The sequence below is a fragment of the Metapseudomonas otitidis genome (genome assembly GCF_900111835.1).
Classification (GTDB): domain Bacteria; phylum Pseudomonadota; class Gammaproteobacteria; order Pseudomonadales; family Pseudomonadaceae; genus Metapseudomonas; species Metapseudomonas otitidis.
This window is the reverse complement of the sequence record NZ_FOJP01000005.1, coordinates 77545-104482: the sequence shown is the minus strand read 5'-3', so window position 1 is coordinate 104482 and position 26938 is coordinate 77545. Positions and strand designations below refer to the sequence as shown.

Sequence of the window (26938 nt, the reverse complement as noted above, 5' to 3'; positions counted from 1 at the left end):
TTCGGATTCGGTACTGCTTGAGGTTTCCCTCTTTACCCATCCCTCTCTCCCGCTGGCGGGAGAGGGGAGGGCTGGCTGCGGCCGCGCCGCAGTTTCCGGCGTGAGTCAGCGCTAGGCGGGCACTTGGCCGGAGCCCCTGAGCGTACGTCCGTACGTGATGGGGTCCGGCCGAGTGGCCAACAACGCGATGGCCGCGCCGGGGACTGCGTTACTGGCAGGCTTCGCAGTCGGGGTTGTCGATGGAGCAAGCCTTCGGCACCGGCGCCGGCTGCGGCGCGGCGGCCGGGGCAGCCTGCAGGCCTTCGTCGATCACCGAGCTGACGGCGTTGAGCTTGCCGGTGTTGATGGTGGACTTCTCGGTGCTGGTGGCGGCCAGGGCACGGAGGTAGTAGGTGGTCTTCAGGCCACGGTACCAAGCCATGCGGTAGGTCACGTCCAGCTTCTTGCCGGAGGCGCCGGCGATGTAGAGGTTCAGGGACTGGGCCTGATCGATCCACTTCTGGCGGCGGCTGGCGGCGTCGACGATCCACTTGGTCTCGACTTCGAAGGCGGTGGCGTACAGGTCTTTCAGGTCTTGCGGGATGCGCTCGATCTGCTGCACGGAGCCGTCGTAGTACTTCAGGTCGTTGACCATGACCGGGTCCCACAGGCCGCGGGCCTTGAGGTCGCGTACCAGGTAGGGGTTGATCACGGTGAACTCGCCGGAGAGGTTCGATTTCACGTACAGGTTCTGGTAGGTCGGCTCGATGGACTGCGATACGCCGGTGATGTTGGCGATGGTCGCGGTCGGCGCGATGGCCATGATGTTCGAGTTGCGGATGCCTTTCTTGACGCGCTCGCGCACCGGGGCCCAGTCGAGGGACTCGGTCAGGTCGACGTCGATGTACTTCTGGCCACGGGCTTCGATGAGGATCTGCTGGGAGTCCAGCGGCAGGATGCCCTTGGACCACAGGGAGCCGTCGAAGGTCTCGTAGGCGCCGCGCTCGTCGGCCAGGTCACAGGAGGCCTGGATGGCGAAGTAGCTCACCGCTTCCATGGACTTGTCGGCGAACTCGATGGCCGCGTCGGAGCCGTAGGCGATGTGCTGCAGGTACAGGGCGTCCTGGAAGCCCATGATGCCGAGGCCTACCGGGCGGTGCTTGAGGTTCGAGTTGCGAGCCTGCGGGACCGAGTAGTAGTTGATGTCGATGACGTTATCGAGCATGCGCACGGCGGTCTTCACGGTCTTCTGCAGCTTGGCGGTGTCCAGCTTGCCGTCGACGATGTGGTTGACCAGGTTGATCGAGCCCAGGTTGCAGACGGCGATCTCGTCGGCATTGGTGTTCAGGGTGATCTCGGTGCACAGGTTCGAGCTGTGGACGACGCCCACGTGCTGCTGCGGGCTGCGCAGGTTGCACGGGTCCTTGAAGGTCAGCCACGGGTGGCCGGTCTCGAACAGCATGGAGAGCATCTTGCGCCACAGGTCCTTGGCCTGGACGACCTTGAACACCTTGATCTTGTTGTACTCGGTCAGGGCTTCGTAATACTCGTAGCGCTCTTCGAAGGCCTTGCCGGTCAGGTCGTGCAGGTCCGGCACTTCGGACGGGGAGAACAGCGTCCACTTGCCGTCGTCGAAGACGCGCTTCATGAACAGGTCCGGAATCCAGTTCGCGGTGTTCATGTCGTGGGTGCGGCGACGGTCGTCACCGGTGTTCTTGCGCAGTTCGAGGAATTCCTCGATGTCCAGGTGCCAGGTTTCCAGGTAGGCGCAGACGGCGCCCTTGCGCTTGCCGCCCTGGTTCACGGCCACGGCGGTGTCGTTGACCACTTTCAGGAAGGGGACGACGCCCTGGGACTTGCCGTTGGTGCCCTTGATGTAGGAGCCCAGCGCGCGCACCGGGGTCCAGTCGTTGCCCAGGCCACCGGCGAATTTCGACAGCATGGCGTTGTCGTGGATCGCGTTGTAGATGCCCGACAGGTCGTCCGGCACGGTGGTCAGGTAGCAGGAGGACAGCTGCGGACGCAGGGTGCCGGCGTTGAACAGGGTCGGGGTCGACGACATGTAGTCGAACGAGGAGAGCAGGTTGTAGAACTCGATGGCGCGGGCTTCACGGTCCTTCTCTTCGATGGCCAGGCCCATGGCCACGCGCATGAAGAAGACCTGCGGCAGTTCGAAGCGGATGCCGTCCTTGTGGATGAAGTAGCGGTCGTACAGGGTCTGCAGGCCGAGGTAGGTGAACTGCTGGTCACGCTCGTGGTTCAGCGCGGCGCCCAGCTTGGCCAGGTCGAATTCCTTGAGCTTGGGGTCGATCAGCTCGAACTCGGCACCCTTCTCCACATAGGCCGCCAGGGCCTTGGTGTAGAGGTTGGCCATTTCGTGGTGGGTGGCGCTTTCGGCCACGCCGAGGAAGCCCAGGGCTTCGGCGCGCAGGGTGTCCATCAGCAGGCGGGCGGTGACGTAGGAGTAGTTCGGCTCACGTTCCACCAGGGTGCGGGCGGTCATCACCAGGGCGGTGTTGACGTCCTTCTCGGCCACGCCGTCGTACAGGTTCTTCAGGGTTTCGCGCTCGATCAGGGCGCCGTCCACCTCGGCCAGGCCTTCGCAGGCTTCGCGGATGATGGTCTGCAGGCGGCCCATGTCCAGCGGCTGGACGCTGCCGTCGGCCTTGGTGATGCGGATGCTCGGGTGCGGCACGGCAACGTCGCTGGCGGCGGCGCCACGCTTGGCGCGCTCCTGGGCGCGGGCTTCGCGGTAGAGCACGTAGTCGCGGGCGACCTTCTGCTCGCCAGCGCGCATCAGGCTCAGTTCGACCTGGTCCTGGATTTCTTCGATGTGGATGGTGCCGCCGGAGGGCATGCGACGCTTGAAGGTCGCGGTGACCTGCTCGGTCAGGCGGGCAACGGTTTCATGGATGCGGGAAGAAGCAGCGGCAGTACCGCCTTCCACGGCGAGGAACGCCTTGGTGATGGCAACGGTGATCTTGTCATCGGTGTAGGGGACGACGGTGCCGTTGCGTTTGATCACGCGCAGCTGGCCGGGAGCGGTGGCGGCCAGGTCCTGGGCGGAGTCGGCTGCCAGCGGCGCGTTGGCCTGCGGGTTCTCGCGAGTGGTGTCGGTCTGCATGGGGGTCTCCATGTTCGTATAGGTCTGGTTGGGCGCCGGGGCACCCGTTATTCCGTTACAAAGCTCGCCGCGCCGGCCAGGGCCGGGCGGTAGGTACTACAAGGCAGAGAGGTCGGACTCAGGTGCCTCCCTGGCCCTACAAAGTCTAGGGTCGCCGTGTTAAGGCACGACGACTGAAACACAATACCTAGTGGTGCGGCCTGCTCCGGCTGCGCACCGCTTCCGGTGGCGGTCACGTCTTGCGCGTCTCGCCCCGGCACCGTCTGCCGGGGCAGCGCGGTGGGTTGGACTCTCGATGGATCACCGGGTTCGAATGCACGGAAAAGGCTCTTCGGGACTTGATTCTGGTTGTGCCTGGTGATCTAGCAAAACCCCAATATGTAGGGGTGCTGCGCGATGGGGGTACAAGATAATGCGCTGTCTGGGCTATTGCAAGGCGAGGGGTACTGAACAAGCTGTGGATAAGTTGTGGGTGCTCTGTGCGCGGCGGCCGGCGGGCGCCGGGTAGGCCTTGGGCGGCGTGGGGTACGCCGTTCGTCGTCACTTCACAGGCCTTTTCAGGGGCGATCCGAGGATGCCGACGGGTGCGCAAGCTAACACAATATGTAGTGTTTTTCCGCTGTTCTGGCATGCGCTGTGCAGAACGGCCGGCATTGCTACAATCCGCGCGTTTTTCCTGGCCCTCGCGGCGCTGGAGTGGGAGTAGGTGGTGGAACAAGAAGCCTGGCGCATCCTCATTGTCGAAGACGACCAGCGACTGGCCGAGCTGACCCGTGAATACCTGGAAGGCAACGGCCTGCGGGTGTCCATCGAGTCGGACGGCGGCCAGGCGGTGGCGCGCATCCTGGCGGAACGCCCGGACCTGGTGATCCTGGACCTGATGCTGCCGGGTGAGGATGGCCTGTCCATCTGCCGCAAGGTACGGGGGCGCTACGACGGCCCGATCCTGATGCTCACCGCGCGTACCGACGACATGGACCAGGTGCTGGGCCTGGAGATGGGCGCCGACGACTACGTGTGCAAGCCGGTGCGCCCGCGCGTGCTGCTGGCGCGCATCCGTGCCCTGCTGCGGCGCAGCGAGGGCGTGACCGACAGCGTGGAAGACACCCCGCGGCGCCTGGAATTCGGCAGCCTGGTGATCGACAACGCCATGCGCGAGGCCTGGCTCAGCGAGCGCAGCATCGAGCTGACCAGCGCCGAGTTCGACCTGCTCTGGCTGCTGGCGGTGAACGCCGGGCGCATCCTCTCCCGCGAGGAGATCTTCAATGCCCTGCGCGGCATCGAGTACGACGGCCAGGACCGCTCCATCGACGTGCGCATCTCGCGCATCCGCCCCAAGATCGGCGACGACCCGATGCACCCGCGCCTGATCAAGACGGTGCGCAGCAAGGGCTACCTGTTCGTCGGCGAGGCGGCCGACGGCCAGCCATGACTCGCGCCGCCCGCTCGGCCGTGGCCTGGGGGCGGCCATGAACTCCATCTTCCTGCGCATCTACGGCGGCCTGCTGGCCACCCTGGTGCTGGTGGCCCTGCTGGGGGTGTTCACCCTGCACCAGGTCAACGAGGTGCGCGCCGACCGCTACCGGGAAAGCCTGGCGCGCGGCACCTTCCGCCTGATGTCCGACAACCTCGAACCCATGACCCAGGTGGAACGCCGCCGCGCCCTGGTGCTGTGGGGCCGCCTGCTGGGCATCCCCCTGGCGCTGCAGGACCTGGACGAGGACCGCCTCGACAGCGGCGTGCGCTCCCGCGTGCTGCGCCGCCAGGTGATGGTGGAACAGACCGGCCCCCACGCCGCCAAGGTCTACAGCCTGGTGAGCGAAAAGGACCACCTGGTGCTCACCGGCGAGGTGCAGCAGATCAGCGAGCAGTTGGCCCGGGCCACCGTCTACCTGCTGATCGACGAGCTGGTGCGCTACCCGGTCAACGAACAGCCGCAGCGCTTGGCGACCCTGAAGGAGAGCAAGCAGTTCGGCTTCGACCTGCACCTGGTGACCCTGGAGAACGCCGACCTCGACGAAGACCAGCGGCGCCGGGTGGACGAGGGCGACACGGTGATGGCCCTGGGCAAGGGCGGCGACTCCATCCGCATCTTCGCCGGCATCGTCGACACGCCCTGGGTGCTGGAGATCGGCCCGCTGGTGCTGATGAACCCTTACCCGCCGGAGCTGCTGATCCTCATCGGCGTGCTCGGGCTGAGCCTGATCGGCCTCACCATCTACCTGCTGGTGCGCCAGCTGGAGCGGCGCCTGCTGGGGCTGGAAGCGGCGGCCACGCGCATCGCCCACGGCAAGCTGGACGCCCGCGTACCGGCCCGTGGCGCGGACTCGGTGGGGCGCCTGGCGGCCGCCTTCAACGGCATGGCCGAGCAGTTGCAACAGTTGCTCTCGGTGCAGCGCGAGCTGGTGCGGGCGGTGTCCCACGAGCTGCGCACGCCGGTGGCGCGGCTGCGCTTCGGCCTGGAGATGATCGCCGACGCCGAGACCGACACCGCGCGGCGTAAGTACATGGAAGGCATGGATGGCGACATCCAGGAACTCGACAAGCTGGTGGACGAGATGCTGACCTACGCCCGCCTGGAGCAGGGCACGCCGGCGCTGAACTTCCAGCGGGTCGACCTGGATGCGCTGATGGAGCAGGTGATCGCCGAGCTGGCGCCGCTGCGCCCGGCCATCCGCGTCGAGCGCGGCCATGCCTTCGGCCGTGTCGAGGAGGGCGCCTGGGTGGAGGCCGAGCCGCGCTACCTGCACCGGGCCCTGCAGAACCTGGTGAGCAATGCCATGCGCCACGCCGAGTCGCGGGTGCGCCTGAGCTTCCAGATCGGCGAAGCGCTGTGCCGCATCGACGTGGAGGACGACGGCCCCGGCGTGCCGGAAAGCGCCTGGGAACGCATCTTCACCCCTTTCCTGCGGCTGGACGACAGCCGCACCCGCGCCTCCGGCGGGCATGGCCTGGGCCTGTCCATCGTCCGGCGCATCATCTATTGGCACAGCGGGCGTGCGCAGATCGGCCGCAGCGAGGCCCTGGGTGGCGCGCAGTTCAGCCTGGTCTGGCCGTGCCGGCAGGGCGAACGCCTGCCTTCCTGAGTCAGCGCACCGCCACCAGGGTCAGCAGGCGGTCCGGGTAGTGGCGCACCTGCCCCTGCAGCTCGCGGCCCTGGTGCCATTCGGCGGACAGGTCGATCAACAGGCGCAGTTGCACGCGGTGGTCGTCCACCGCCAGCACTTCCGCATCATGGAAATAGAAGCGCACCCCCACCAGCGGGTAGAGCGCCTTGAACAGGCTCTCCTTGATGGAGAAGGTCAGGGTCACCCGCTCGGCCCTGGCCTCCAGCGGCAGGGCGTCGAGCCGTTGCAGCTCGGCCTCGGTGAGGATCTCCCCGGCCAGGCGCAGGGCGCGCTCGGGCTCCAGGCGCTGCTCCAGGTCCAGCCCCAGGCCGCGCCATGCTTCGGCACGGGCCACCACGCTGGCCGCCTGGCCGGTGCCATGGGTGATGGAGCCGACGACGCCGGCCGGCCACACCGGCGCCCGGTCCTCGCCGGTGGCGGGCACCTCGGCCTGCCCGGTGAGCGCCTGCAAGGCCGCACGCGCGCAGAGCCGCCCGGCCAGGTACTCCGCACGGCGCTTGGCCACCGAGCGCTGGATGCTCGGCGTGGTGGGGATGTTGCAGCGGGCGAAGTCGCCATCGTCGAGGGCCGCCGGGTCGAAGCGGCAGCTGTGGAAACCCACGCCCTCCAGCGCCTCGGCGAAGGGCCAGGCGGCATCGGGCTGGGTGCAGAAAGGGGGCAGGGTCAGGTTCATGGCGCGCATTCTGCCGCGCCGGTGGGGCGGCCGACCAGACGCTGGCTCGGTTACATATGTTTGCAATCGGGTTACCAAAGCTAAACGGATCGTCCAGTCGGCTTTTGCCAGACTAGCTGTGCGTTTCTTCTGGAACGCAGGTGAGGTTGTAGCCTGGGGCCGTTATCGGCCCCGGCGTTTTCTCTGAATCGAGAACGGGAGCCCTGTGGCTCCCGTTTTTTTTGCTTTGGATTCTGCCCTTGGAAGCAGCCTGATGGCGGGGGCGATGGGGTTCGTGGCCTCACCCCCTCCTGCGAAGCGGTCGCACGCTGGGGATTGTCAGTGCGCCAGGCGCTGCCAGCGCCGGAACACCGGCTCGGCCAGGAACAGCACCAGCAGCAGCCGGGCCACCTGCAGGGCAGTGACCAGCGGGACGGAGAGCTGCAGGGTCTCGGCGGTGAGGCTCATCTCGGCGATGCCGCCGGGCATCATCCCCAGGGTCAGGGAGCGCAGGTCCAGGGCGCTGGCCCAGGCGATGCCGAAGGCGCAGAGGCTGGCGAAGCCGATCATCAGTGCGGTGCCCAGCAGGGTGCGGGCGAGGAAGGCTGGGGCGCGGCGGAAGAAGGGGCGGTCGAAGTGGCAGCCCAGGCCGCTGCCGATCAGCAACTGGCCCACCTGGCTGGCCCCCGGGGGGAGGCCGATGTGCAGGTCCCAGGCGACGCTGGCGCAGGCGCTGACCAGCAGCGGGCCGAACAACCAGGGGTTGGGTTGGCGCAGGCGTTGCCAGAGCAGCGCCACCAGGCCGCCGGCCGGCACCAGCACGGCCAGCCAGGCCCAGTCCACCGGGGCGCTGGTGTGCAGGGCGGGGCCGTCGCCCAGCAGCAGTTTGAACAGCGCCGGTATGCACAGCACCACGGCCACCACCCGCAGGCTCTGGGCCGCGGCCACGCGGCTGGTGCTGGCGCCGTTGCGCTGGCCGAGGTTGACCATCTCCCCCGAGCCGCCGGGCATGCAGGCGAAGAAGGCGGTGGCGCGGTCCTCGCCGCTGCGGCGCAACAGCCCGATGGCGAGGACGCTGGAGAGGCTGGTGAACAGGGCACCGAAGAGCACCAGCGCCCAGTGGGCGGTGACCTGCTCCAGCACCTGGGGGGTGAAGTGCAGGCCGATGCCGATGCCGATGATCCATTGCCCGGTCTTGCGCCCGCCCGGCAGGTCGCGGATCTGCCAGGGCGTGGCGCAGCGGAACAGGATGACCGCCACCAGGGCGCCGATCATCCACGGCAGCGGCCAGTGGGCGAGGCTGGCGAGCAGGCCGCCCGCCGCGCCCACCAGGGGTGTCGCCCACCAGCTGCGCCAGCCATCACGCATCCGCCAGGGCCTCCCGGCGGGCGCGGCGGCGCCAGATGCGCACCAGCGGCAGGGCCAGCATCACCGCTACCAGCACCCAGGTGCCGATGGCGATGGGGCTGGACCAGAGGATGCCCAGCTCGCCGTTGGAGATGGACAGCGCGCGGCGCAGGTTCTGCTCCATCAGCCCGCCGAGGATGAAGCCCAGCAGCAGCGGCGAGAGGGGGAAGTCCAGCTTGCGCAGGATGTAGCCGAAGATGCCGATGGCGACCATCAGGAACAGGTCGAAGGTGGTGGCGTGCACGGCATAGACGCCGATGGAGGTGATGATGGCGATCACCGGCACCAGGGCCCAGTTGGGCACGGCGAGGATGCGGGTGAATATCCGGATCATCGGGATGTTGAGGATCACCAGCATGACGTTGGCGATGAACAGCGAGGCGATCAGGCCCCAGACGATGTCCGGCTGCTGCTGGAACAGCATCGGGCCGGGGGTGATGTTGTACAGCGTCAGTGCGCCGATCATCACCGCCGTGGTGCCGGAGCCGGGAACGCCCAGGGTCAGCATCGGCACCATGGCGCCGCAGGCGGAGGCGCCGATGGCGGTTTCCGGGGCGGCCAGTCCGCGCATGTCGCCTTTGCCGAACCTGCCGGAGTCGCCGGCGAGCTTCTTCTCGGTCATGTAGGCCACGGCGCTGGCCAGGGTGGCGCCGGCGCCCGGCAGCACGCCGAGGATGAAGCCCATCACCCCGCAACGCAGGTTGACCACGGCGACCGACGCGGCTTCCTTGAGGTTGAACAGCATGCGCCCGGTGGCTTTCACCGCAACGTGGCCGTGGTGGGTCTTCTCCAGCAGCAGGAGGATCTCGCTCACCGAGAACAGGCCCAGCACCAGCACGACGAACTGGATGCCGTCGGCGACATGGATGCTGTCGAAGGTGAAGCGGTACACGCCGCTGTTGGCGTCGATGCCGATGGTGGAGAGGAACAGGCCGAGCAGGGCGGCGATGAAGGTCTTCAGCGGCCGGTCGCCGGCCATGCCGCCGAGGGCGACGATGGCGAACACCATCAGCACGAAGTACTCCGCCGGGCCGAAGGCGATGGCCCATTTGGCCAGCAGCGGGGCGAACAGCACCATGCCGCAGGTGGCGATGAAGGCGCCGATGAAGGAGCTCCAGGCCGACAGCGACAGGGCGACGCCGGCCAGACCCTGGCGGGCCATGGGGTAGCCGTCGAGGGTGGTCATCACGGTGGAGGCTTCGCCGGGGATATTCAGCAGGATGGAGCTGATGCGCCCGCCGTATTCGCAGCCCAGGTACACGGCGGCCAGCAGGATCAGCGCCGACTCCGGCGGCAGGCCGAGGGCGAAGGCCACCGGGATCAGCAGGGCCACGCCGTTTATCGGGCCGAGGCCCGGCAGCAGGCCCACCACGGTGCCGATCAGGGTGCCCACCAGGGCGGTGACCAGGTTGTAGGGGGAGAGGGCCACGCCGAAGCCCTGGCCGAGGTAGCTCAAGGTATCCATGTCGTCACTCCAGGAAGTCGAGGAGGCCCAGCGGCAGGGGCACGTCCAGGGTCTTGTCGAACAGCAGGTAGAGGCCAACGCTGATGGCCAGCGCGGCGATGGCGCTGGGTAGCCAGCGGCCGCCGTACAGGCGGGCCATCAGCAGGCCGGCGAGGGTGCTGGAGAGGATGAAGCCCAGCGGCTCGAAGAGCCCGGCGTAGACCAGCAGCAGGGCGATGCAGGCGATCACCTTGCGCAGGGTGGGGGCGTCCAGCGGGGTGTCGTCGTGCTTGTGCAGCAGGGCACCGGGGCGCAGCACCTGCCACAGCAGTGCAGCGGCCATCAGCCCGAGGGTGAGCAGGGGGAAGGCGCGGGGGCCGACCGGCTCATAGGAGAAGGCGGCGTGGTAGTCCCAGGCGAGCGCGGCAAAAAACAGGCATGCGACCAGCCAGCCCAGACTGAACAGGCGTTGAAAAAGCATGGGGGATTCCTCGCGGAATGGGGGCGCGGAGGGCCGGCTGGCGGGGGCGCTCAGCCGGCTGTTCAGGGCCTTAGCGTCTGTTCACGCTCTTGTGAGCGCTTACTGAGTGAGGCCGAACTCCTTGGCCATGTCCTTGTACTGGGCGACGCGCTGCTTCACGTAGGCGTCCAGTTCCGGGCCGGTCATGGCGAAGGGGAACAGCTCGCGCTGGTCGCGCAGCTTGGCGAAGTCCTCGGAGGCCAGCAGCTGGTCGAAGGCGGCCTTCCACCAGGCGTAGTCCTCGTCGCTCACCTTCGGGCCGAGGTAGAAGCCACGCACCACCGGCCAGGTGATGTCGTAGCCCTGTTCCTTGGCGGTGGGGATGTTGGCCTTGTCCTCACCCGGCAAGCGCTCTTCGGAGAGCACGGCGAGGATGCGCATGTTGCCGGCGAGGATGTGCGGCATGGAGTCGGAGATGTCGGTACTGCCCACCTGGATGTGCCCGCCGAGCAGGGCGGTGGCGATCTCGCCGCCGCCTTCCAGGGCCACGTAGCGCAGGTTGCGCGGGTCGATTCCGGCGGCCTTGGCCAGCAGGGCGGTCTGCATCCAGTCCTGGCTGCCGACGGTGCCGGAGGAGCCGATCACCACCTTGCCCGGGTCGGCCTTGAGGGCTTTGACCAGGTCGTCGAGGGTCTTGTAGGGGGAGTCGTTGCGCACGGCGATGGCGCCGTAGCTGGTGCCGATGCCGGCGAGCCAGCGCACGGCGTTCTCGTCGAAGCGGCCGAACTTGCCCTGGGCCAGGTTGAGCAGCGAGCCGCTGGACCAGGCGGTGATGGTGCCGGCGTCACCGGGGCGCTGGGCGACCACGGCGTTGTAGGCCACGGCACCCACGCCACCGGGCATGTAGGTGACGCGCATGGGCTTGCTGAGCAGCTTGGCGTCCATCAGGGCGCTCTGGGCCAGCTTGCAGGTGAGGTCGAAGCCGCCGCCGGGGGCGGCCGGGGCGATGCACTCGGGGCGCTTGGGCTCGGCCATCAGCTGGGTGGAGAGCAGCAGGCCGGTGGCGAGCAGGGCAAGGCGGGAGAGGGCGGTCTTCATCGGTTGTCTCCTGTGGAGTCTTATTGTGGATCACCAGATGGCGAGGGCGTAGCTGACGATCAGGCGCAGTTCGTCGGCATCCCGGGCGAAGTTGGAGCGGAAGCCGGCGTGGCGGGCGCGGAAGGTGAGGTCCTTGAGGGCGCCGCTCTGGACGACGTACTTGAACTCCACGTCGCGTTCCCATTCGCGGCCTTCCTGGTCGCTTCCGGTGACCTGGGCGTTGTCGCTGGTGATGTAGCGGGTCATGAAGCTCAGGCCGGGGACGCCGAGGCTGGCGAAGTCCAGGTCGTAGCGGGCCTGCCAGGAGCGCTGGTCGGCGTTGGCGAAGTCGTTGATCTGCACGAAGTTGACCAGGAACGGGTCGCTGCCGTCGATGTAGGCGTAGCCGGTGTCGCCGCTCATGCGCTGGTAGCCGAGGCCGACCTTGTGGGCGCCCTGGCCGTAGCTGACCATGCCGTTGAGCGCGCGGTTGTCCACCTTGCCGGCTGCGGCGCGGCCGGTGTCGGCGCTGATGGCGTAGCGCAGGTCGGCGCTGAGGGTACCGCTGCCCAGGGGCTGGGTGGCGAGCAGGCCGAAGAAGTGCTGGCGGTAGACGTCGTCCAGCTCGGCGAAGTAGTAGCGCCCGGTGAGCTGCTTGCTGAACACGTAGTCGGCGCCGGCCAGGTCGTAGTGGTCGCCGCTGGCGCCACTGGCGAATCGCCGGTTCTTGTTGTTCAGGGCCAGGTCTTCGGAGTGGGTGGAGGCGCGGTCCTTCACTTCGCGCAGGCGGCCGCCGGTGAAGGTGAGGCCTTCGATCTCCTTGGAGGTGAGCAGGCCGCCTTCGAACACCTGGGGCAGGATGCGGCTGTCGCTGGCCTTGACCACCGGCAGCTCGGGAATGTGGCTGCCGATGCGCAGTTCACTCCTGGAGAAGCGCACCTTGCCGGTCAGGCCCAGCTTGCCGTAGGTGTCCGGGGTGCCGCCGTCGTCCTGCACCGGCAGCAGGTCGGTGCCGCTGCGGCCTTTGCCGGAGTCGAGCTTGACGCCGACCATGCCGAGGGCGTCCACGCCGAAGCCGACGGTGCCTTCGGTGAAGCCGGATTCGATGTTGAGGATGAAACCCTGGGCCCATTCGTCGCGCTTGGACTGGCCGGTGCCTTCGCGGAAGTCGCGGTTCAGGTAGATGTTGCGGGCTTCGAGGGTGGCCGAGCTGTCCTTGATGAAGTCAGCCTGGGCGAACGGGGCGAGGGTGCAGCCGGCGATGGCCAGGCTGACGATGCGTGCAGGCGGCAACGCCTGCCGGGAGGCAGTGTGCATCGGTGGTCTCCGTTGTTGTTCTTGTAAAGCCGGCTCAACCAGGGCCGGCTATTGATGGGTGGTTTTGTCCACCCTGTGGCGATCCTAGGGGGCGAAGCTTTCGCCAGGCTTTCAGCGTGAAAGAATTCGGCAGGCCGGTTTTTTGCCGGTGGTTGGCCGTTACACTGCGGGCCGTTTCCTACAGCCTGGAGGACTCCACCGTGCGAATCCTGCTCGTCGAAGACCATCTGCAATTGGCCGATAGCGTGGCCCAGGCGCTGCGCGCGGCGGGCTGGACGGTGGACGTGCTGCACGATGGCGTGGCGGCGGACCTGGCGCTGTCCAGCGAGGAGTACGCCCTGGCGGTGCTGGATGTGGGGCTGCCGCGCCTGGATGGCTTCGAGGTGCTGTCGCGCCTGCGTGGGCGGGGCAAGACGCTGCCGGTGCTGATGCTCACCGCGCGGGGCGAGGTGAAGGACCGGGTGCTGGGCCTGAACCTGGGGGCCGACGATTACCTGGCCAAGCCCTTCGAGCTGTCGGAGCTGGAAGCACGGGTGAAGGCGCTGTTGCGGCGCACGGTGCTGGGCGGCGAGCAGCAGCAGCGCTGTGGGCCGCTGCTCTATGACCTGGGCACCCGGCGCTTCAGCCTGGACGGCCAGCCGCTGACCCTGACCTCGCGGGAGCAGGCGGTGCTGGAGGTGCTGATCGCGCGCCCCGGCCGGGTGATGAGCAAGGACCAGTTGGCCGCCCAGGTGTTCGGCCTGGACGAGGAGGCCAGTCCGGACGCCATCGAGATCTACATCCACCGCCTGCGCAAGAAGCTGGAGGGCAGCACGGCGCGCATCGTCACCTTCCGCGGCCTGGGCTACCTGCTGGAGCACCAGGATGCGTGAGTCGGGAAGCCTGCGCGGGCGGCTGCTGCGGCGGCTGGCGCTGCTGCTGGCGGTGCTGCTGGTGCTCGGCAGCCTGAGTGCCTACTTCAATGCCCGCCAGGCGGCGGACACCGCCTATGACCGCACCCTGCTGGCGTCGGCCCGGGCCATTTCCGCCGGGCTCTACGAGGCCGACGGCCGGCTCAAGGCCGATGTGCCCTATGTGGCGCTGGACACCTTCGCCTACGACAGCGCGGGGCGGATCTTCTACCAGGTGACCGACATCGAGGGGAAGCTGGTCTCCGGCTACGAGAACCTGCCCGGCCCGCCGCCGGGCACACCGCGCACCGATGACTACCCGGCCCTGGCGCGCTTCTACGACGCCAACTACGGCGGGGTGGACGTGCGGGTGGTGAGCCTGCTGCGCCCGGTGAGCGAGGCGAGCATCAACGGCATGGCGGAAATCCGCGTGGCGGAGACCGAGGAGGCCCGCGAGCGCCTGGCCCGGGGGCTGCTGGTGGATACGCTGTGGCGCCTGGCGCTGATGTCCCTGGCGGCGTTGGGGCTGGTGTGGCTGGCGGTGAGTGCGGCGATGCGCCCGCTCAACCAGCTGCGTTCGGCGGTGGAGGAGCGCCAGCCGGACGACATGCGCCCGTTGCCGGTGGTGGTGGTGCAGAGCGAGCTCAAGCCGCTGGTGGATGCGCTCAACCGGTTCACCGAGCGCCTGCGCGGGCTGTTCCAGCGCCAGGCGGACTTCATCGCTGACGCCTCCCACGAGTTGCGCACGCCCCTGGCGGCCCTGAAGGCGCGGATCGAGCTGGGCCTGCGCGAGCAGGACCCGGCCGCCTGGCGCCGGACCCTGGAGGAAAGCGCGGCGAACACCGACCGGCTGACCCACCTGGCCAACCAGTTGCTCTCCCTGGCCCGCATCGAGAGCGGGGCGCGGGCGATTGCCGAGGGCGGTGCCGAGCGCATCGAGCTGGGTGCCCTGGCCCGTGAGCTGGGGATGGCCCTGGCGCCCCTGGCTCACGCGCGGGGCATCGCCCTGGCGCTGGAGGCCGAGGACAGCGCCTGGGTGATGGGCGAGCCGACGCTGCTCAACGAGCTGCTCAGCAACCTGGTGGACAACGCCCTGGCCCATACGCCCAAGGGCGCCAGCGTGACCCTGCGGGTGATGGCGCCGGCGGTGCTGGAGGTGGAGGACGAGGGCAGCGGCATTCCGCCGGAAGAGCGCGAGCGGGTGTTCGAGCGTTTCTACCGGCGTACGGCCCAGGCCAGCGGGGCCGGGCTGGGCCTGGCCATCGTCGGCGAGATCTGCCGGGCGCACATGGCCGAGATCAGCCTGCACGACGGCGGCGCGGGTGGGTTGCGGGTGCGGGTGAGCTTTCCGCCGGCCTGAACGGCCTGCCATCAGTGCAGGGCGCTCAGCGGCTGTTCGGCTTCGAGCAGGTAGCGGGCGACCTTGCCGCTTTCGCGCAGTTGCGCCAGGCCCTGGTTGAAGCGCGCCATGAGCTGTTCGTTGCCGGGCACCGAGCGGGACAGCAGCAGGTGCATGGTGTCGCTGCGCAGGGGCCGGGGGTGGAAGGTGAGGCGGCTGCGTTCCTCGCGGCTGAAGCCTTGCTGCAGGTTGGCGATGCCGACCACCTTGTCCATGGGGAACACGTCGATGCGGCCGGCCAGGAGCATGCGCAGGCCCTGTTCCTCGGCGGCCAGGCGCTGCACGCGCAGGCGGCCGTCCTGCTCGGCACGCTGGAAGGCCTCGCCGTAGTCGTAGCCGATGGTGGCGCCCAGGCGGTGCTGCCGGAGGTCCTCCACGCTCTGCCAGTCGAGGGCGGTGTCCTTGCGGTGGAACAGCACGTAGCCGCTCTCGATCACCGGATCACTGACGTAGAAATCCCGCTCGCGGTCGGCCGTGCGCAGCCAGATGGCGGTGCCGTGGCGCTCGCCTTTCTCGGCCAGGCGCAGGGCGCGGGCCCAGGGGTAGAACTCCCAGTGGACGGTGACGCCCTCCAGGGCGAAGGCTTCGGCGACGATGCGCGAGGCCACGCCCTGGTGCGGCAGCGTGGCGCCGAGGTAGGGCGCCCATTCACCGTTGGTGAGGCGCACGTCTTCAGCGGCGGCGAGGCTGCCGAAGGCGAGGGCGAAGAGAAGGAAGAGGGCGCGCATCCGTCGGGTCCGGTACTCCATGTATGCAGGGAGTCTAGACAGGGATGGCGCGCCCGTTAGATCACTGCAGCATGCTCATGGCCGCTTCCATGGCGGCGGAGAGGTCCTCGTCGGCCTGCATGTCGACCTGCGGGTCGAGGCCGAGCTTGGCGAAGGCGGGGACCTGGCTCCAGTCGAGCTGGGTGTAGGGGTGCTCGCTGCCCAGGTAGCTCTGCAGGGTGGCGACCTGGACGATGTCCACGTAGTCGACCTTGGGGGAGTTGCGGGTGAAATCCAGGTACTGGCTGGGGATCTGCGCGATCGGGGCGGGGAATTCCCAGGCCTTGAGGATGCGGTCGCCGATGATCGGGTGGATGCGCTCGATCACGTGGTTGAGGCTGATGGAGTCGGCCAGCAGTTCGTAGTGTTCTTCGGCGTAGGTGAGGATCGGCAGCACGCCGATCTGGTGCACCAGGCCGGCGAGGGTGGCCTGGTCCGGCGCGAGGCGGGTGTAGTGGCGGCAGAGGACGTGGCAGATGCCGGCGATCTCGGTGCTCTTGTTCCAGACTTCGCGCATCTTGCGGTCGACCACGTCGGAGGTGGCCTGGAACATCTGTTCCATGGCCAGGCCCGTGGCGAGGTTGCAGGTGTAGTTGATGCCGAGGCGGCTGATGGCCATCTGCAGGTCGGTGATTTCCTTGTTGGTGCGCAGCAGCGGGCTGTTCACCACCTTGATGATGCGGGCGGTGAGGGCGGCGTCGTTGCCGATCACCTTGGACAGGGCGGGAATGCTCACGTCGGGGTCTTCCGCGGCTTCGCGCACCTTCAGCGCCACTTCGGGCAGGGTGGGCAGCACCAGCTCATCGTTGTCGATGGCGCGGATCAGGTCTTCCTGGACTTTCTCGGCAAGCTTGCTCATGGGGGCTCTCTAGGCGTTGTAGGCGGTTGGACCGGCCCTCAGCGCTGGATCTCGCGGTCGGCGTCCAGCGTGTAGGGGAGGTCGAGCAGGTTCAGCACGGGGCCGTCGATGGCGCCCAGGTGGATCCGTCCGTCGTTGACCGCGTCTTCCTGGAGCACGGCGAGGAGTTCGTAGCCCTGTTCCGCCGGGGCGGCCAGCACCACTTCGCCGACGCTGCTCTGGTGAACGGGGGAACAGAGTTCGAGGCCGGGGGCCGGGCGTTCGCCTTCGGGCAGGGCCAGGCGCTGCAGGCGGCGCTTGAGTTTGCCCAGGTACTGCATGCGGGCGACGATCTCCTGCCCGGTATAGCACCCTTTCTTGAAGCTGACGCCGCCGACTGCCTGGAGGTTGATCATCTGCGGGATGAACAGCTCGCGGGTGGCGGCGAAGACCTGGCCGACCCCGGCGCGCACCTGGGCCAGCAGCCAGGCATCGAGCGGGGCCTCTGGCAGGTGGGCGGCGAGGTGGGCGCGCAGGCTGTCGGCTTCGCCAGCCGCTGCCCAGAGTTCGGCGCGGCCGTCGGAGAGGCGCAGGGCGATGCGGCCCTCGGCGCGTACGACGGTGCCGGCTTCGGCTGGCAGGTCAAGGCCCAGTGCGGCCAGCACGGCGTCGCCTTGGGCCAGGCCGAAGCGCACCCAGGTGGCGCTCTCGTCGGCCAGGGTGGCCTTGGAGAACACGGCGTATTTCTTCAGGTCGGCGAGTTGCACGTCCAGCAGCTGGGCGTCGAGGGCGAGCAGGTAGCCGTCGCCTTCGGGCAGGATGCGGAAGCTGGAGACCATGCGCCCCTTGGGGGTGCAGCGGGCGCCGAGGCTGGTGGTGGTGTCGTTGAGGTAGGCGAGGTTGCAGGTGACCTGGCCCTGGAGGAACTTGGCGGCGTCCACGCCACGGACGGCGATGATGCCTTCGTGGGTGAGCGGGCAGAAGAATGCGGTTTCAGCCATGGGATATCGCTGGAAAGGGTGTCCGGGGCGTCATCATAGAGCCCGGTCGGCGGCTTGTCAGCGGGTGCCGGCCGGCGTCCGTGCCGTTATACTGCGCGCCTGTTTACTGGAGGCACCCCGATGGCCGACGCAACTGAACTGAACCGACTCTTCTGGCACAGCCGCCGCGGCATGCTGGAGCTGGATGTGCTGCTGGTCCCCTTCGTGCAGGAGGCGTACCCGCACCTCGACGAGGCCGACCAGGCCCGTTACCGCAAGCTGCTGGAATGTGAGGACCAGGACATGTTCGGTTGGTTCATGCAGCGCGGCGAGCCGGAAGATGCGGACCTGCGGCGCATCGTGAAAATGATCCTGGACCGTGTCCAGCCCAAGTAGTCCCTTCGAATGTCACTGGCGCCCGTCGCGGCGCCTGCTGGCGATCTACCTCTTCCTTCTAGTGCTGTGCCTGGTGGCGCTGGCGACGGCCGAGTGTCCGGCCTGGGTGCGCCTGCTCGGTGTGCTGCTGTGCGCTGGCCATGCGGCCTGGTTGCTGCCCCGGCGCATTCTGCTGACGGCGCCTTCGGCGATCCTCGGGTTGCGCCTGTCTGCGGATGGGCTGGCGTTGCTGCGCCGGGATGGCGAATGGCTGCCTGTGCAACTGTCGCCGGACAGCCTGGCGCTACCCCTGGCGGTGCTGCTGGTCTATCGCCAGCCGGGTCGCCCCTGGGCCCAGGGGCTCTGCGTGCCGGCCGATGCGATGGACGCCGATTGGCATCGGCGCCTGCGGGTGCAGCTGCGTTTCAGTCGCCAAAGGTGGGCGGCGCCAGAATAGTGTCGTGGGCTTCGGGCAGGGTGTCGGGGTAGTCCAGGGTGTAGTGCAGGCCCCGGGATTCCTTGCGCTGCATGGCCGAGCGGATGATCAGGTCCGCTACCTGGGCCAGGTTGCGCAGCTCGATGAGGTCACGGCTGACCTTGTAGTTGGAGTAGAACTCGTCGATCTCGCTGAGCAGCAGGCGCACCCGGTGCTGGGCGCGCTGCAGGCGCTTGTTGGTGCGCACGATGCCGACGTAGTCCCACATGAATCGCCGCAGTTCGTCCCAGTTGTGCGCGATGATCACGTCCTCGTCCGAGTCGGTGACCTGGCTGGCGTCCCAGGTGGGCAGGCTTTCGGGAACGGGTATCTGCTCCATCTGGCCGAGCATGTCCTCGGCGGCGGAGCGGGCGTAGACGAAGCACTCCAGCAGGGAGTTGCTGGCCATGCGGTTGGCGCCGTGCAGGCCGGTGAAGCTGGTCTCGCCGATGGCGTAGAGGCCGGGGACATCGGTGTGGCCGTGGCGGTCCACCACCACGCCGCCGCAGGTGTAATGGGCGGCGGGTACCACGGGGATGGGCTGGCGGGTGATGTCGATGCCGAAGCCCAGGCAGCGCTCGTAGACCGTGGGGAAGTGGCTCTTCACGAACTCGGCGGGCTTGTGGCTGATGTCCAGGTAGACGCAGTCGATGCCCAGGCGCTTCATCTCGTGGTCGATGGCGCGGGCGACGATGTCGCGCGGGGCCAGTTCGGCACGCTGGTCGAAGCGCTGCATGAAGCGCTCGCCGCTGGGCAGGCGCAGCAGGCCGCCTTCGCCGCGCACCGCTTCGGTGATCAGGAAGCTCTTGGCCTGCGGGTGGTAGAGGCAGGTGGGGTGGAACTGGTTGAACTCCAGGTTGCCCACCCGGCAGCCGGCCCGCCAGGCCATGGCGATGCCATCACCGCAGGCACCGTCGGGGTTGCTGGTGTAGAGGTAGACCTTGGCTGCGCCGCCGGAGGCGAGCACGGTGAAGCGCGCGCCGTAGGTGTCGACCTCGCCGCTGCTGCGGTTCAGCACGTAGGCACCGAGGCAGCGCTGGCCGGGCAGGCCGAGCTTGCGTTCGGTGATCAGGTCGACGGCGACATGCTGCTCCAGCAGTTCGATGTTGGGGCATTGCCGGGCGCGCGCCAGCAGGGTGTTGAAGATGGCGGCACCGGTGGCGTCGGCGGCATGGATGATGCGCCGGTGGCTGTGCCCGCCCTCGCGGGTGAGGTGGAACTGGAAGCCGCCGTCTTCGCGGGCGCTCTCGTCCTCGCGGGTGAAGGGCACGCCCTGGTCGATCAGCCACTGGATGGCCTGGCGACTGTGCTCGACGGTGAAGCGGACGGCATCCTCGCGGCAGAGCCCGGCCCCGGCGATGAGGGTGTCCTCGACATGGGAATCGACGGTGTCGGTGTCGTCCAGGACGGCAGCGACGCCCCCCTGGGCCCAGAAGGTCGAGCCCTGGGACAGGTCGCCCTTGCTGAGGACGGCGATGCGCAGGTGGGAGGGCAGTGTCAGCGCAAGGGTGAGGCCGGCGGCGCCGCTGCCGATCACCAGTACATCGTGCTGGAAGTGTTGGCTCATGTCGGGGATCCCGCGGGAAGGCGGCCCCTAGTATATAGAGGGGGTGGTCGGCACAATAGCGCGTTCATGGTCGCCGAATAAATCGTGGGAACTTTCCATTGCCCCCCGCTTTCTTAGGTGTGTCGCACATGAAGTGACGTGCTTGGCGAGTTGTGCCGCGAGGGGCTTCCTGCTCCTCTGGCTGCGGCAAATCAGGCGAATAAATTATCCGCGCAGCAGCGGTTGAACCCTGCTGCGTGATTCCGTGCAAGAAGGAAACGGTCTTGCAGGAAGCTTGCTTGGAGGGGAGAACTTTTGCGTAACGCCCGAGTCTATCTTGGCAAGCCGGTCCACTGGGCGGCGCGGTACCCCTCGAGCTCCAACGAGGAGTATCCATGCTAACCCAGGAACAGGATCAGCAACTGGTCGAGCGGGTGCAGCGAGGCGATAAGAGGGCTTTCGATCTCTTGGTGCTGAAGTATCAGCACAAGATCCTCGGGTTGATCGTGCGGTTCGTGCACGACACCCAGGAAGCCCAGGATGTCGCTCAGGAAGCCTTCATCAAGGCGTATCGTGCGCTCGGTAATTTCCGCGGTGACAGTGCTTTCTATACCTGGCTGTACCGCATCGCCATCAACACGGCGAAGAACCATCTGGTGGCGCGTGGTCGGCGTCCTCCGGATAGTGATGTGAGTGCGGAGGATGCGGAGTTCTACGATGGCGATCATGCCCTCAAGGACAACGAATCGCCCGAGCGCTCGCTGCTGCGGGACGAGATCGAGGGTACGGTCCATCGAACCATCCAGCAGTTGCCCGAGGATTTGCGTACGGCGCTGACGTTGCGTGAATTCGATGGTCTGAGTTACGAGGACATCGCCAGCGTCATGCAGTGTCCGGTTGGTACGGTTCGCTCGCGTATTTTCAGGGCGCGAGAAGCGATCGATAAAGCCCTGCAGCCCTTGCTGCAGGAATCCTGAGACAGCGGCGACAGCAATAGAGAGGAATCGCCATGAGTCGTGAAGCCCTGCATGAATCGCTGTCCGCGGTGATGGATAACGAAGCGGATGAACTGGAGTTGCGCCGAGTGCTCGCCTCCAGCGGTGATGAGGAGATCCGTGCCACGTGGTCGCGCTACCAGATAGCCCGTGCCGTGATGCACAAGGAGCTGCTCGAGCCCCGTCTCGACATTGCGGCGGCGGTATCCGCAGCGCTGGCGGAAGAGGCTGCGCCGGCTGCCGCTACCAAGGGTCCCTGGCGGACCCTGGGTCGCCTGGCAGTCGCTGCATCGGTGACTGTCGCTGTGCTGGCCGGTGTGCGCCTGTACAACCAGGACGAGGTGGGCGCCCGCCAACTGGCCCAGCAAGGTGGCGTGCAGCCCCTGATCACTGCGCCCCAGGCCAACAAGGATGCGGTACTGGCGGGTTACAGCGTCGAGTCCCCGCGTGTACTGCCGCAAGGTTCGGCTGCGCCGTCGGGCTGGCATGACCAGCGCCTGCCGGCCTACCTGCGCCAGCACGCCCAACAGGCCGCCATGAGCGGCTCCGAGAGCGCGCTGCCCTATGCACGCGCTGCCAGTCTGGAGAGCCGCTGAGCAGTATCCATGCGCGCACTACCACTCTTCTTGCTGCTCGGCGGCGGATGGCTGGCTCAGGCCGCCCACGCCGCCGAACCCCAGGATTGGCTGAAGCGTATTGCCCAGGCCGAGCAGCAGCAGAATTTCCAGGGAACATTCGTCTACGAACGCAGCGGCAGTTTTTCCACTCACCAGGTCTGGCATCGGGTTGATGCCGGCCAGGTACGTGAGCGCCTGCAGCAGCTCGATGGCCCGGCCCAGGAGGTCGTGCGGGTGGACGGCAGGACGCAGTGTGTCAGTGGCGCCCTTGCCGACCAGATGGGTGGCCAGCTGTGGCCCGCGCGCGACCTGGATGCGGCGCAGATCGCCAAGTCCTACGAGATCAGCGTGGTGGGTGAATCCCGTGTTGCCGGGCGTCCTGCCGTGGTCTTGAGTCTGGTGCCGCGTGACCAGCACCGCTATGGCTTCGAGCTTCATCTGGATCGCGAGACCGGCCTGCCGCTCAAGTCGCTGATGCTCAATGACAAGGGGGGGCTGCTGGAGCGCTTCCAGTTCACCCAGCTCGAAACGGTCCGTCCGGACGATGCCGAACTTCAGCCGGGGGCCGATTGCCAGTCGGTGAGCTTCTCCGAGGCACCGGCGGAGCAGGCCAGTGGCTGGCGCTCCGATTGGTTGCCGCCAGGCTTCAGTCTCTCCAGTTCGACCCAGCGCCGCAGCCCGGCGTCATCCGATACCGTGGCCTGCCTGCTCTATGGCGATGGCCTGGCGCGCTTCTCGGTCTTCCTCGAGCCGCTGCACGGCGCGCGGGTGGAGGACATCGTGCCCTACGAGCTCGGGCCTACTGTGGCGGTATCCCGTCGACTGAGCACGGCAGATGGGGATGTGATGGTCACCGTCGTAGGTGAAATTCCTGTGGGAACTGCAGAGCGCGTCGCGTTGTCTATGCGTTCGGCGGGTACCGCTGGCAGTCCGGCGCCCCAGTAATTGAGGGGCGCACGGGCGACAGCGCTGGGCCTCCTGCTCGAACGGAGGTCAGCAATCGGTGGCAATCTGCCATCGATTCGTGTCCCAAGTTGTGCAATGTTCTATCGGGCTGGAGGCCTCGCTTCCGGCCCGATTTGCGTTTGCCTGCCCCGCCCCTGGGCGCTCGGTGGGTTCAAATTCCTCGTGTAATGACGGGAGCTGTATGTCGATGCTAAGCATGAAATCCTGCATGTCCGCCGTGGCGGCGCTGCTGCTGCTCGGACAAACCCTCGTGGCGCGTGCCGAACTGCCTGACTTCACCCCGCTGGTGGAGCAGGCGTCCCCCGCCGTGGTCAACATCAGTACGCGACAGAAGCTGCCCGAGCGCGCTGTCGCCAACCAGATGCCTGACCTGGAGGGCCTGCCGCCGATGCTGCGGGAGTTCTTCGAGCGCAGCATGCCCCAGGCGCCCCGTGGCCAGGGCGGTCGCCAGCGCGAAGCGCAGTCCCTGGGTTCCGGTTTCATCATCTCCAAGGACGGCTACATCCTGACCAACAACCATGTGGTGGCGGACGCCGACGAGATCATCGTGCGCCTGTCCGACCGCAGCGAACTGGAAGCCAAGCTCATTGGCGCCGATGCCCGCACTGACGTGGCCCTGCTGAAGGTGGAAGGCAAGGACCTGCCCATCGTCAAGCTCGGCAAGTCCGACGCGCTGAAGGTGGGTAGCTGGGTGCTGGCCATCGGTTCGCCGTTCGGCTTCGATCACTCGGTGACCGCCGGTATCGTCAGCGCCAAGGGCCGCAGCCTGCCCAACGAGAGCTACGTACCGTTCATCCAGACCGACGTGGCGATCAACCCGGGTAACTCCGGTGGCCCGCTGTTCAACCTGGACGGTGAAGTGGTCGGCATCAACTCGCAGATCTTCACTCGCTCCGGCGGCTTCATGGGCCTTTCCTTTGCCATCCCGATCGACGTGGCGATGAGCGTGGCCGATCAGCTCAAGGCCAACGGCAAGGTCAACCGCGGCTGGCTGGGCGTGGTGATCCAGGAGGTCAACAAGGACCTCGCCGAATCCTTCGGTCTCGACAAGCCGGCCGGTGCGCTGGTGGCCCAGGTGCTGGAGAACGGCCCCGCTGCCAAGGGCGGCCTGCAAGTGGGTGACGTCATCCTCAGCATGAACGGCCAGCCCATCGTCATGTCCGCCGACCTGCCGCACCTGGTGGGCGGGCTGAAGCCGGGTACCAAGATCGACCTGGGCATCGTTCGCGATGGCAATCGCAAGAACCTGTCCCTGAGCATCGGTGCGCTGCCGGAGGACGGTGAGGAGCTGGCCGGTGCCGGCGAGTCCTCGGGTGCAGAGCGCAGCAGCAACCGTCTGGGCGTGCTGGTGGCCGGCCTCTCCGAGGAGCAGCAGAAGGCGCTGGACATCAAGGGTGGCGTGGTCATCCGCGAGATCCAGGATGGACCGGCTGCGCTGATGGGCTTGCGCCCGGGCGACGTGATCACCCACCTGAACAACCAAGCCATCGATTCGGTGCAGACCTTCGCCAAGATCGCCAAGGAACTGCCGAAGAACCGTTCGGTATCCATGCGCGTGCTGCGCCAGGGGCGCGCGAGCTTCATCACCTTCAAATTGTCGGAGTGATCCGATGCACTGAAAAAGGGCGGCCCAGGTCGCCCTTTTTCATGGGCGGGGCCCGTCGGTCGTGCGTGACGCCCATGATGGCGATCAGGTAAACTCCCCGGCTATTTTTCGGCAAGCAACCGGCTTGCGGCTTTTTTCGAGTGTCGATCCCGTGAGTGACCTGAGTCATATCCGCAACTTTTCCATCATCGCCCACATCGACCATGGCAAGTCGACCCTGGCGGATCGCTTCATCCAGCTCTGTGGTGGCCTTTCCGATCGCGAAATGGAGGCCCAGGTGCTCGACTCCATGGACCTGGAGCGTGAGCGCGGCATCACCATCAAGGCCCACAGCGTCACCCTGCACTACAAGGCGCAGGACGGCCGGACCTACCAGCTGAACTTCATCGATACCCCCGGTCACGTGGACTTCACCTACGAGGTGAGCCGCTCCCTGGCTGCCTGCGAAGGCGCGCTGCTGGTGGTGGACGCGGGGCAGGGCGTCGAGGCCCAGTCCGTGGCCAACTGCTACACCGCCATCGAGCAGGGCCTGGAAGTGATGCCCGTGCTGAACAAGATGGACCTGCCCCAGGCCGAGCCGGAGCGGGTCAAGGACGAGATCGAGCACATCATCGGCATCGACGCCACGGACGCCGTGCCCTGCAGCGCCAAGAGCGGCATGGGCGTGATCGAGGTGCTGGAGCAGCTGGTCAAGGTGATCCCGCCGCCCGAAGGCGAGATCGAGGCGCCGCTGCAGGCGCTGATCATCGACTCCTGGTTCGACAACTACCTGGGCGTGGTCTCGCTGGTGCGGGTCAAGCACGGCCGGGTGAAGAAGGGCGACAAGATCCTGGTGAAGTCCACCGGCAAGGTCCACCAGGTGGACAGTGTCGGCGTCTTCACCCCCAAGCACACCGAGACCGCAGACCTCAAGGCCGGCGAAGTGGGCTTCATCATCGCCGGCATCAAGGACATCCACGGCGCGCCGGTGGGTGACACCCTGACCCTGTCCAATACCCCGGACGTGGACGTGCTGCCCGGCTTCCAGCGCATCAAGCCGCAGGTCTATGCCGGCCTGTTCCCGGTCAGCTCCGATGACTTCGAGGACTTCCGCGAGGCTCTGCAGAAGCTCACCCTGAACGACGCCGCGCTGCAGTACGAGCCGGAAAGCTCCGAGGCCCTGGGCTTCGGCTTCCGCATCGGCTTCCTCGGCATGCTGCACATGGAGATCATCCAGGAGCGCCTGGAGCGCGAATACGACCTGGACCTGATCACCACCGCCCCGACCGTGGTCTTCGAGATCGTCCTGAAGAGCGGCGAGACCGTCTACGTCGATAACCCGTCCAAGCTGCCGGACCTGGCGTCCATTCAGGAGATGCGTGAGCCCATCGTGCGCGCCAACATCCTGGTGCCCCAGGAGCACCTCGGCAACGTCATCACCCTGTGCATCGAGAAGCGTGGCGTACAGCGCGACATGCAGTTCCTCAGCTCCCAGGTTCAGGTCTGCTACGACCTGCCGATGAACGAGGTGGTGCTGGACTTCTTCGACCGCCTGAAGTCGGTGAGCCGTGGCTACGCCTCGCTGGACTACAGCTTCGACCGCTTCGAGCCCGCCAACCTCGTCCGCCTGGACGTGCTGATCAACGGCGAGAAGGTCGATGCGCTGGCACTGATCGTTCACCGCGAGCAGGCCCACTACAAGGGCCGTGCGTTGACCGAGAAGATGAAGGACCTGATTCCTCGGCAGATGTTCGACGTCGCCATCCAGGCCGCCATCGGCGGCCAGATCGTGGCGCGGACCACCGTCAAGGCACTCAGGAAGAACGTTCTGGCCAAGTGCTACGGCGGTGACGTCAGCCGTAAGAAGAAGCTGCTGGAGAAGCAGAAGGCCGGTAAGAAACGGATGAAGCAGGTAGGCAGCGTGGAAATCCCGCAGGAAGCCTTCCTCGCTGTTCTCAAAGTGGATAGCTAGGGTCTATGTCGATCAATTTCCCGCTCTTGTTGGTTATCGCCGTGGCGGTCTGCGGCGTGCTCGCGCTCCTCGATCTGGTCCTGCTGGCGCCTCGCCGGCGCACTGCGATCGCCACCTACCAGGGGCAGGTCGGCGAGCCCGATCCGGCAGTGCTGGAAAAGCTCGGCAAGGAGCCCCTGCTGGTCGAGTACGGCAAGTCCTTCTTCCCGGTGCTGGCCATCGTGCTGGTGCTGCGTTCGTTCCTGGTGGAGCCGTTCCAGATCCCGTCCGGCTCGATGAAGCCGACGCTGGAAGTGGGCGATTTCATCCTGGTGAACAAGTTCGCCTACGGCATCCGCCTGCCGGTGCTGGACACCAAGGTGATCGAAGTGGGTGACCCGCAACGCGGCGATGTGATGGTGTTCCGCTACCCCAGCGACCCGAACGTCAACTACATCAAGCGCGTCATCGGCCTGCCGGGTGATCGCATCGCCTACAGCAATGACAAGCGCCTCACCGTCAACGGTCAGCTGGTGGCCGAGACGCTGGTGGGTGACGAGCCCGGCACCCTGGGTAGCGCGCGTCTGTACCAGGAGAAGCTGGGCGAGGTCGAGCACATGATCCGCAAGGAAATGCGCCGCAACCTCATGGAGCCCGGCAAGGAGTGGGTGGTCCCGGAGGGGCACTACTTCATGATGGGCGACAACCGCGACAACTCGAACGACAGCCGCTACTGGAACGACCCGAACATCCCCCGCGACCTGCTGGGCATGGTTCCGGACCGCAACATCGTCGGCAAGGCCTTTGCCGTGTGGATGAGCTGGCCGGACCCGAAGCTGCGCAGCCTGCCGAACTTCTCCCGCGTCGGCCTGATCCACTGACCGACCCGGGATTTCGCTTTTGCGGCGCTGTTCACGACGGCGCCGCCCGCTATATATAGTCTTGCGACGGGCCGGCCGGCCCGAA

Annotated in this window: 23 protein-coding genes; 12 read left to right on the top strand and 11 right to left on the bottom strand. The window is 67.0% G+C overall.

The features are described 5' to 3' along the window. Positions 1-208: 208 nt before the first annotated feature. The gene (locus BM198_RS07710; protein WP_074969015.1) at positions 209-3103 is read right to left on the bottom strand and encodes a ribonucleoside-diphosphate reductase subunit alpha; all 2895 of its coding nucleotides are present in this window, start codon (positions 3101-3103) and stop codon (positions 209-211) included. A gap of 709 nt (positions 3104-3812) precedes the next feature. Here BM198_RS07710 and BM198_RS07705 point away from each other — a divergent pair. After that, the gene (locus BM198_RS07705; RefSeq protein WP_044407386.1) at positions 3813-4535 is read left to right on the top strand and encodes a response regulator; all 723 of its coding nucleotides are present in this window, start codon (positions 3813-3815) and stop codon (positions 4533-4535) included. A 37-nt stretch (positions 4536-4572) separates the two neighbouring features. After that, positions 4573-6189, top strand: coding sequence for an ATP-binding protein (locus BM198_RS07700; protein ID WP_074969013.1), 1617 nt, complete (start codon positions 4573-4575; stop codon positions 6187-6189). Position 6190: 1 nt separating this feature from the next. Here the strand turns inward: BM198_RS07700 and BM198_RS07695 are convergent, their stop codons facing one another. The 6 genes from BM198_RS07695 to BM198_RS07670 form a co-directional block, all read right to left on the bottom strand. Beyond that, entirely contained in the window at positions 6191-6904 is a 714-nt protein-coding gene (locus tag BM198_RS07695) for a 4'-phosphopantetheinyl transferase family protein (RefSeq protein WP_208275367.1), read from the bottom strand. Between the two features lie 318 nt (positions 6905-7222). Further along, positions 7223-8251 carry an AbrB family transcriptional regulator gene (locus BM198_RS07690; RefSeq protein WP_074969009.1) on the bottom strand — a complete coding sequence of 343 codons (1029 nt, stop codon included), beginning with the start codon at positions 8249-8251 and terminating at the stop codon, positions 7223-7225. Continuing rightward, positions 8244-9755, bottom strand: coding sequence for a tripartite tricarboxylate transporter permease (locus BM198_RS07685; protein WP_044407265.1), 1512 nt, complete (start codon positions 9753-9755; stop codon positions 8244-8246). Before BM198_RS07685 ends, BM198_RS07690 begins: the two co-directional genes overlap by 8 nt. Positions 9756-9759: 4 nt before the next feature. Next, positions 9760-10215, bottom strand: coding sequence for a tripartite tricarboxylate transporter TctB family protein (locus BM198_RS07680; protein WP_074969007.1), 456 nt, complete (start codon positions 10213-10215; stop codon positions 9760-9762). Positions 10216-10314: 99 nt separating this feature from the next. After that, positions 10315-11292 carry a Bug family tripartite tricarboxylate transporter substrate binding protein gene (locus tag BM198_RS07675; RefSeq protein ID WP_074969005.1) on the bottom strand — a complete coding sequence of 326 codons (978 nt, stop codon included), beginning with the start codon at positions 11290-11292 and terminating at the stop codon, positions 10315-10317. 30 nt (positions 11293-11322) lie between these two features. Further along, positions 11323-12588, bottom strand: coding sequence for an OprD family porin (locus BM198_RS07670; protein WP_074969003.1), 1266 nt, complete (start codon positions 12586-12588; stop codon positions 11323-11325). A 200-nt stretch (positions 12589-12788) separates the two neighbouring features. Between BM198_RS07670 and BM198_RS07665 the strand changes: the two genes are divergently transcribed. Both BM198_RS07665 and BM198_RS07660 read left to right on the top strand, forming a co-directional pair. After that, the gene (locus BM198_RS07665; RefSeq protein ID WP_044407382.1) at positions 12789-13460 is read left to right on the top strand and encodes a response regulator; all 672 of its coding nucleotides are present in this window, start codon (positions 12789-12791) and stop codon (positions 13458-13460) included. Then, a complete protein-coding gene (locus BM198_RS07660) occupies positions 13453-14838 on the top strand; it encodes a sensor histidine kinase (protein ID WP_044407252.1) in 1386 nt (461 codons plus the stop codon). Before BM198_RS07665 ends, BM198_RS07660 begins: the two co-directional genes overlap by 8 nt. Positions 14839-14849: 11 nt before the next feature. Here the strand turns inward: BM198_RS07660 and BM198_RS07655 are convergent, their stop codons facing one another. From BM198_RS07655 to ygfZ, 3 genes are all read right to left on the bottom strand, one after another. Next, a complete protein-coding gene (locus tag BM198_RS07655; RefSeq protein WP_074969001.1) occupies positions 14850-15605 on the bottom strand; it encodes a substrate-binding periplasmic protein in 756 nt (251 codons plus the stop codon). A gap of 61 nt (positions 15606-15666) precedes the next feature. After that, positions 15667-16503: an HDOD domain-containing protein gene (locus BM198_RS07650; RefSeq protein WP_044407245.1), complete on the bottom strand. Its 837-nt coding sequence runs from the start codon at positions 16501-16503 to the stop codon at positions 15667-15669. A gap of 38 nt (positions 16504-16541) precedes the next feature. Next, positions 16542-17483, bottom strand: coding sequence for a CAF17-like 4Fe-4S cluster assembly/insertion protein YgfZ (gene ygfZ, locus BM198_RS07645; RefSeq protein WP_074968999.1), 942 nt, complete (start codon positions 17481-17483; stop codon positions 16542-16544). Positions 17484-17603: 120 nt separating this feature from the next. On the opposite strand from ygfZ, the gene BM198_RS07640 reads away from it, so the two are divergent. Together BM198_RS07640 and BM198_RS07635 are read left to right on the top strand one after the other, a co-directional pair. Next, positions 17604-17858 (top strand): FAD assembly factor SdhE, encoded by a 255-nt coding sequence (locus BM198_RS07640; protein WP_044407239.1) that lies wholly within the window; start codon positions 17604-17606, stop codon positions 17856-17858. Beyond that, the gene (locus BM198_RS07635) at positions 17842-18294 is read left to right on the top strand and encodes a protein YgfX (RefSeq protein WP_074968996.1); all 453 of its coding nucleotides are present in this window, start codon (positions 17842-17844) and stop codon (positions 18292-18294) included. The genes BM198_RS07640 and BM198_RS07635 overlap by 17 nt, the downstream gene beginning before the upstream one ends. On the opposite strand, the gene nadB is transcribed toward BM198_RS07635, so the two are convergent. After that, a complete protein-coding gene (gene nadB / locus BM198_RS07630) occupies positions 18263-19879 on the bottom strand; it encodes an L-aspartate oxidase (protein WP_074968994.1) in 1617 nt (538 codons plus the stop codon). The two genes, BM198_RS07635 and nadB, sit on opposite strands and share 32 nt — an antisense overlap. A gap of 374 nt (positions 19880-20253) precedes the next feature. Here nadB and rpoE point away from each other — a divergent pair, with 374 nt between their 5' ends. From rpoE to lepB, 6 genes are all read left to right on the top strand, one after another. After that, a complete protein-coding gene (gene rpoE, locus BM198_RS07625) occupies positions 20254-20835 on the top strand; it encodes an RNA polymerase sigma factor RpoE/AlgU (protein ID WP_044407234.1) in 582 nt (193 codons plus the stop codon). A 32-nt stretch (positions 20836-20867) separates the two neighbouring features. Then, positions 20868-21449, top strand: coding sequence for an RseA family anti-sigma factor (locus tag BM198_RS07620; protein ID WP_044407232.1), 582 nt, complete (start codon positions 20868-20870; stop codon positions 21447-21449). A 9-nt stretch (positions 21450-21458) separates the two neighbouring features. After that, positions 21459-22415 (top strand): MucB/RseB C-terminal domain-containing protein, encoded by a 957-nt coding sequence (locus tag BM198_RS07615; RefSeq protein WP_074968992.1) that lies wholly within the window; start codon positions 21459-21461, stop codon positions 22413-22415. A 202-nt stretch (positions 22416-22617) separates the two neighbouring features. Beyond that, a complete protein-coding gene (locus BM198_RS07610; RefSeq protein ID WP_074968990.1) occupies positions 22618-24042 on the top strand; it encodes a DegQ family serine endoprotease in 1425 nt (474 codons plus the stop codon). A gap of 151 nt (positions 24043-24193) precedes the next feature. Further along, complete coding sequence (lepA, locus tag BM198_RS07605) at positions 24194-25993, top strand: translation elongation factor 4 (RefSeq protein ID WP_044407226.1); 1800 nt, start codon at positions 24194-24196, stop codon at positions 25991-25993. A gap of 5 nt (positions 25994-25998) precedes the next feature. Next, positions 25999-26853 carry a signal peptidase I gene (lepB, locus tag BM198_RS07600; RefSeq protein WP_044407223.1) on the top strand — a complete coding sequence of 285 codons (855 nt, stop codon included), beginning with the start codon at positions 25999-26001 and terminating at the stop codon, positions 26851-26853. Positions 26854-26938: the final 85 nt, after the last annotated feature.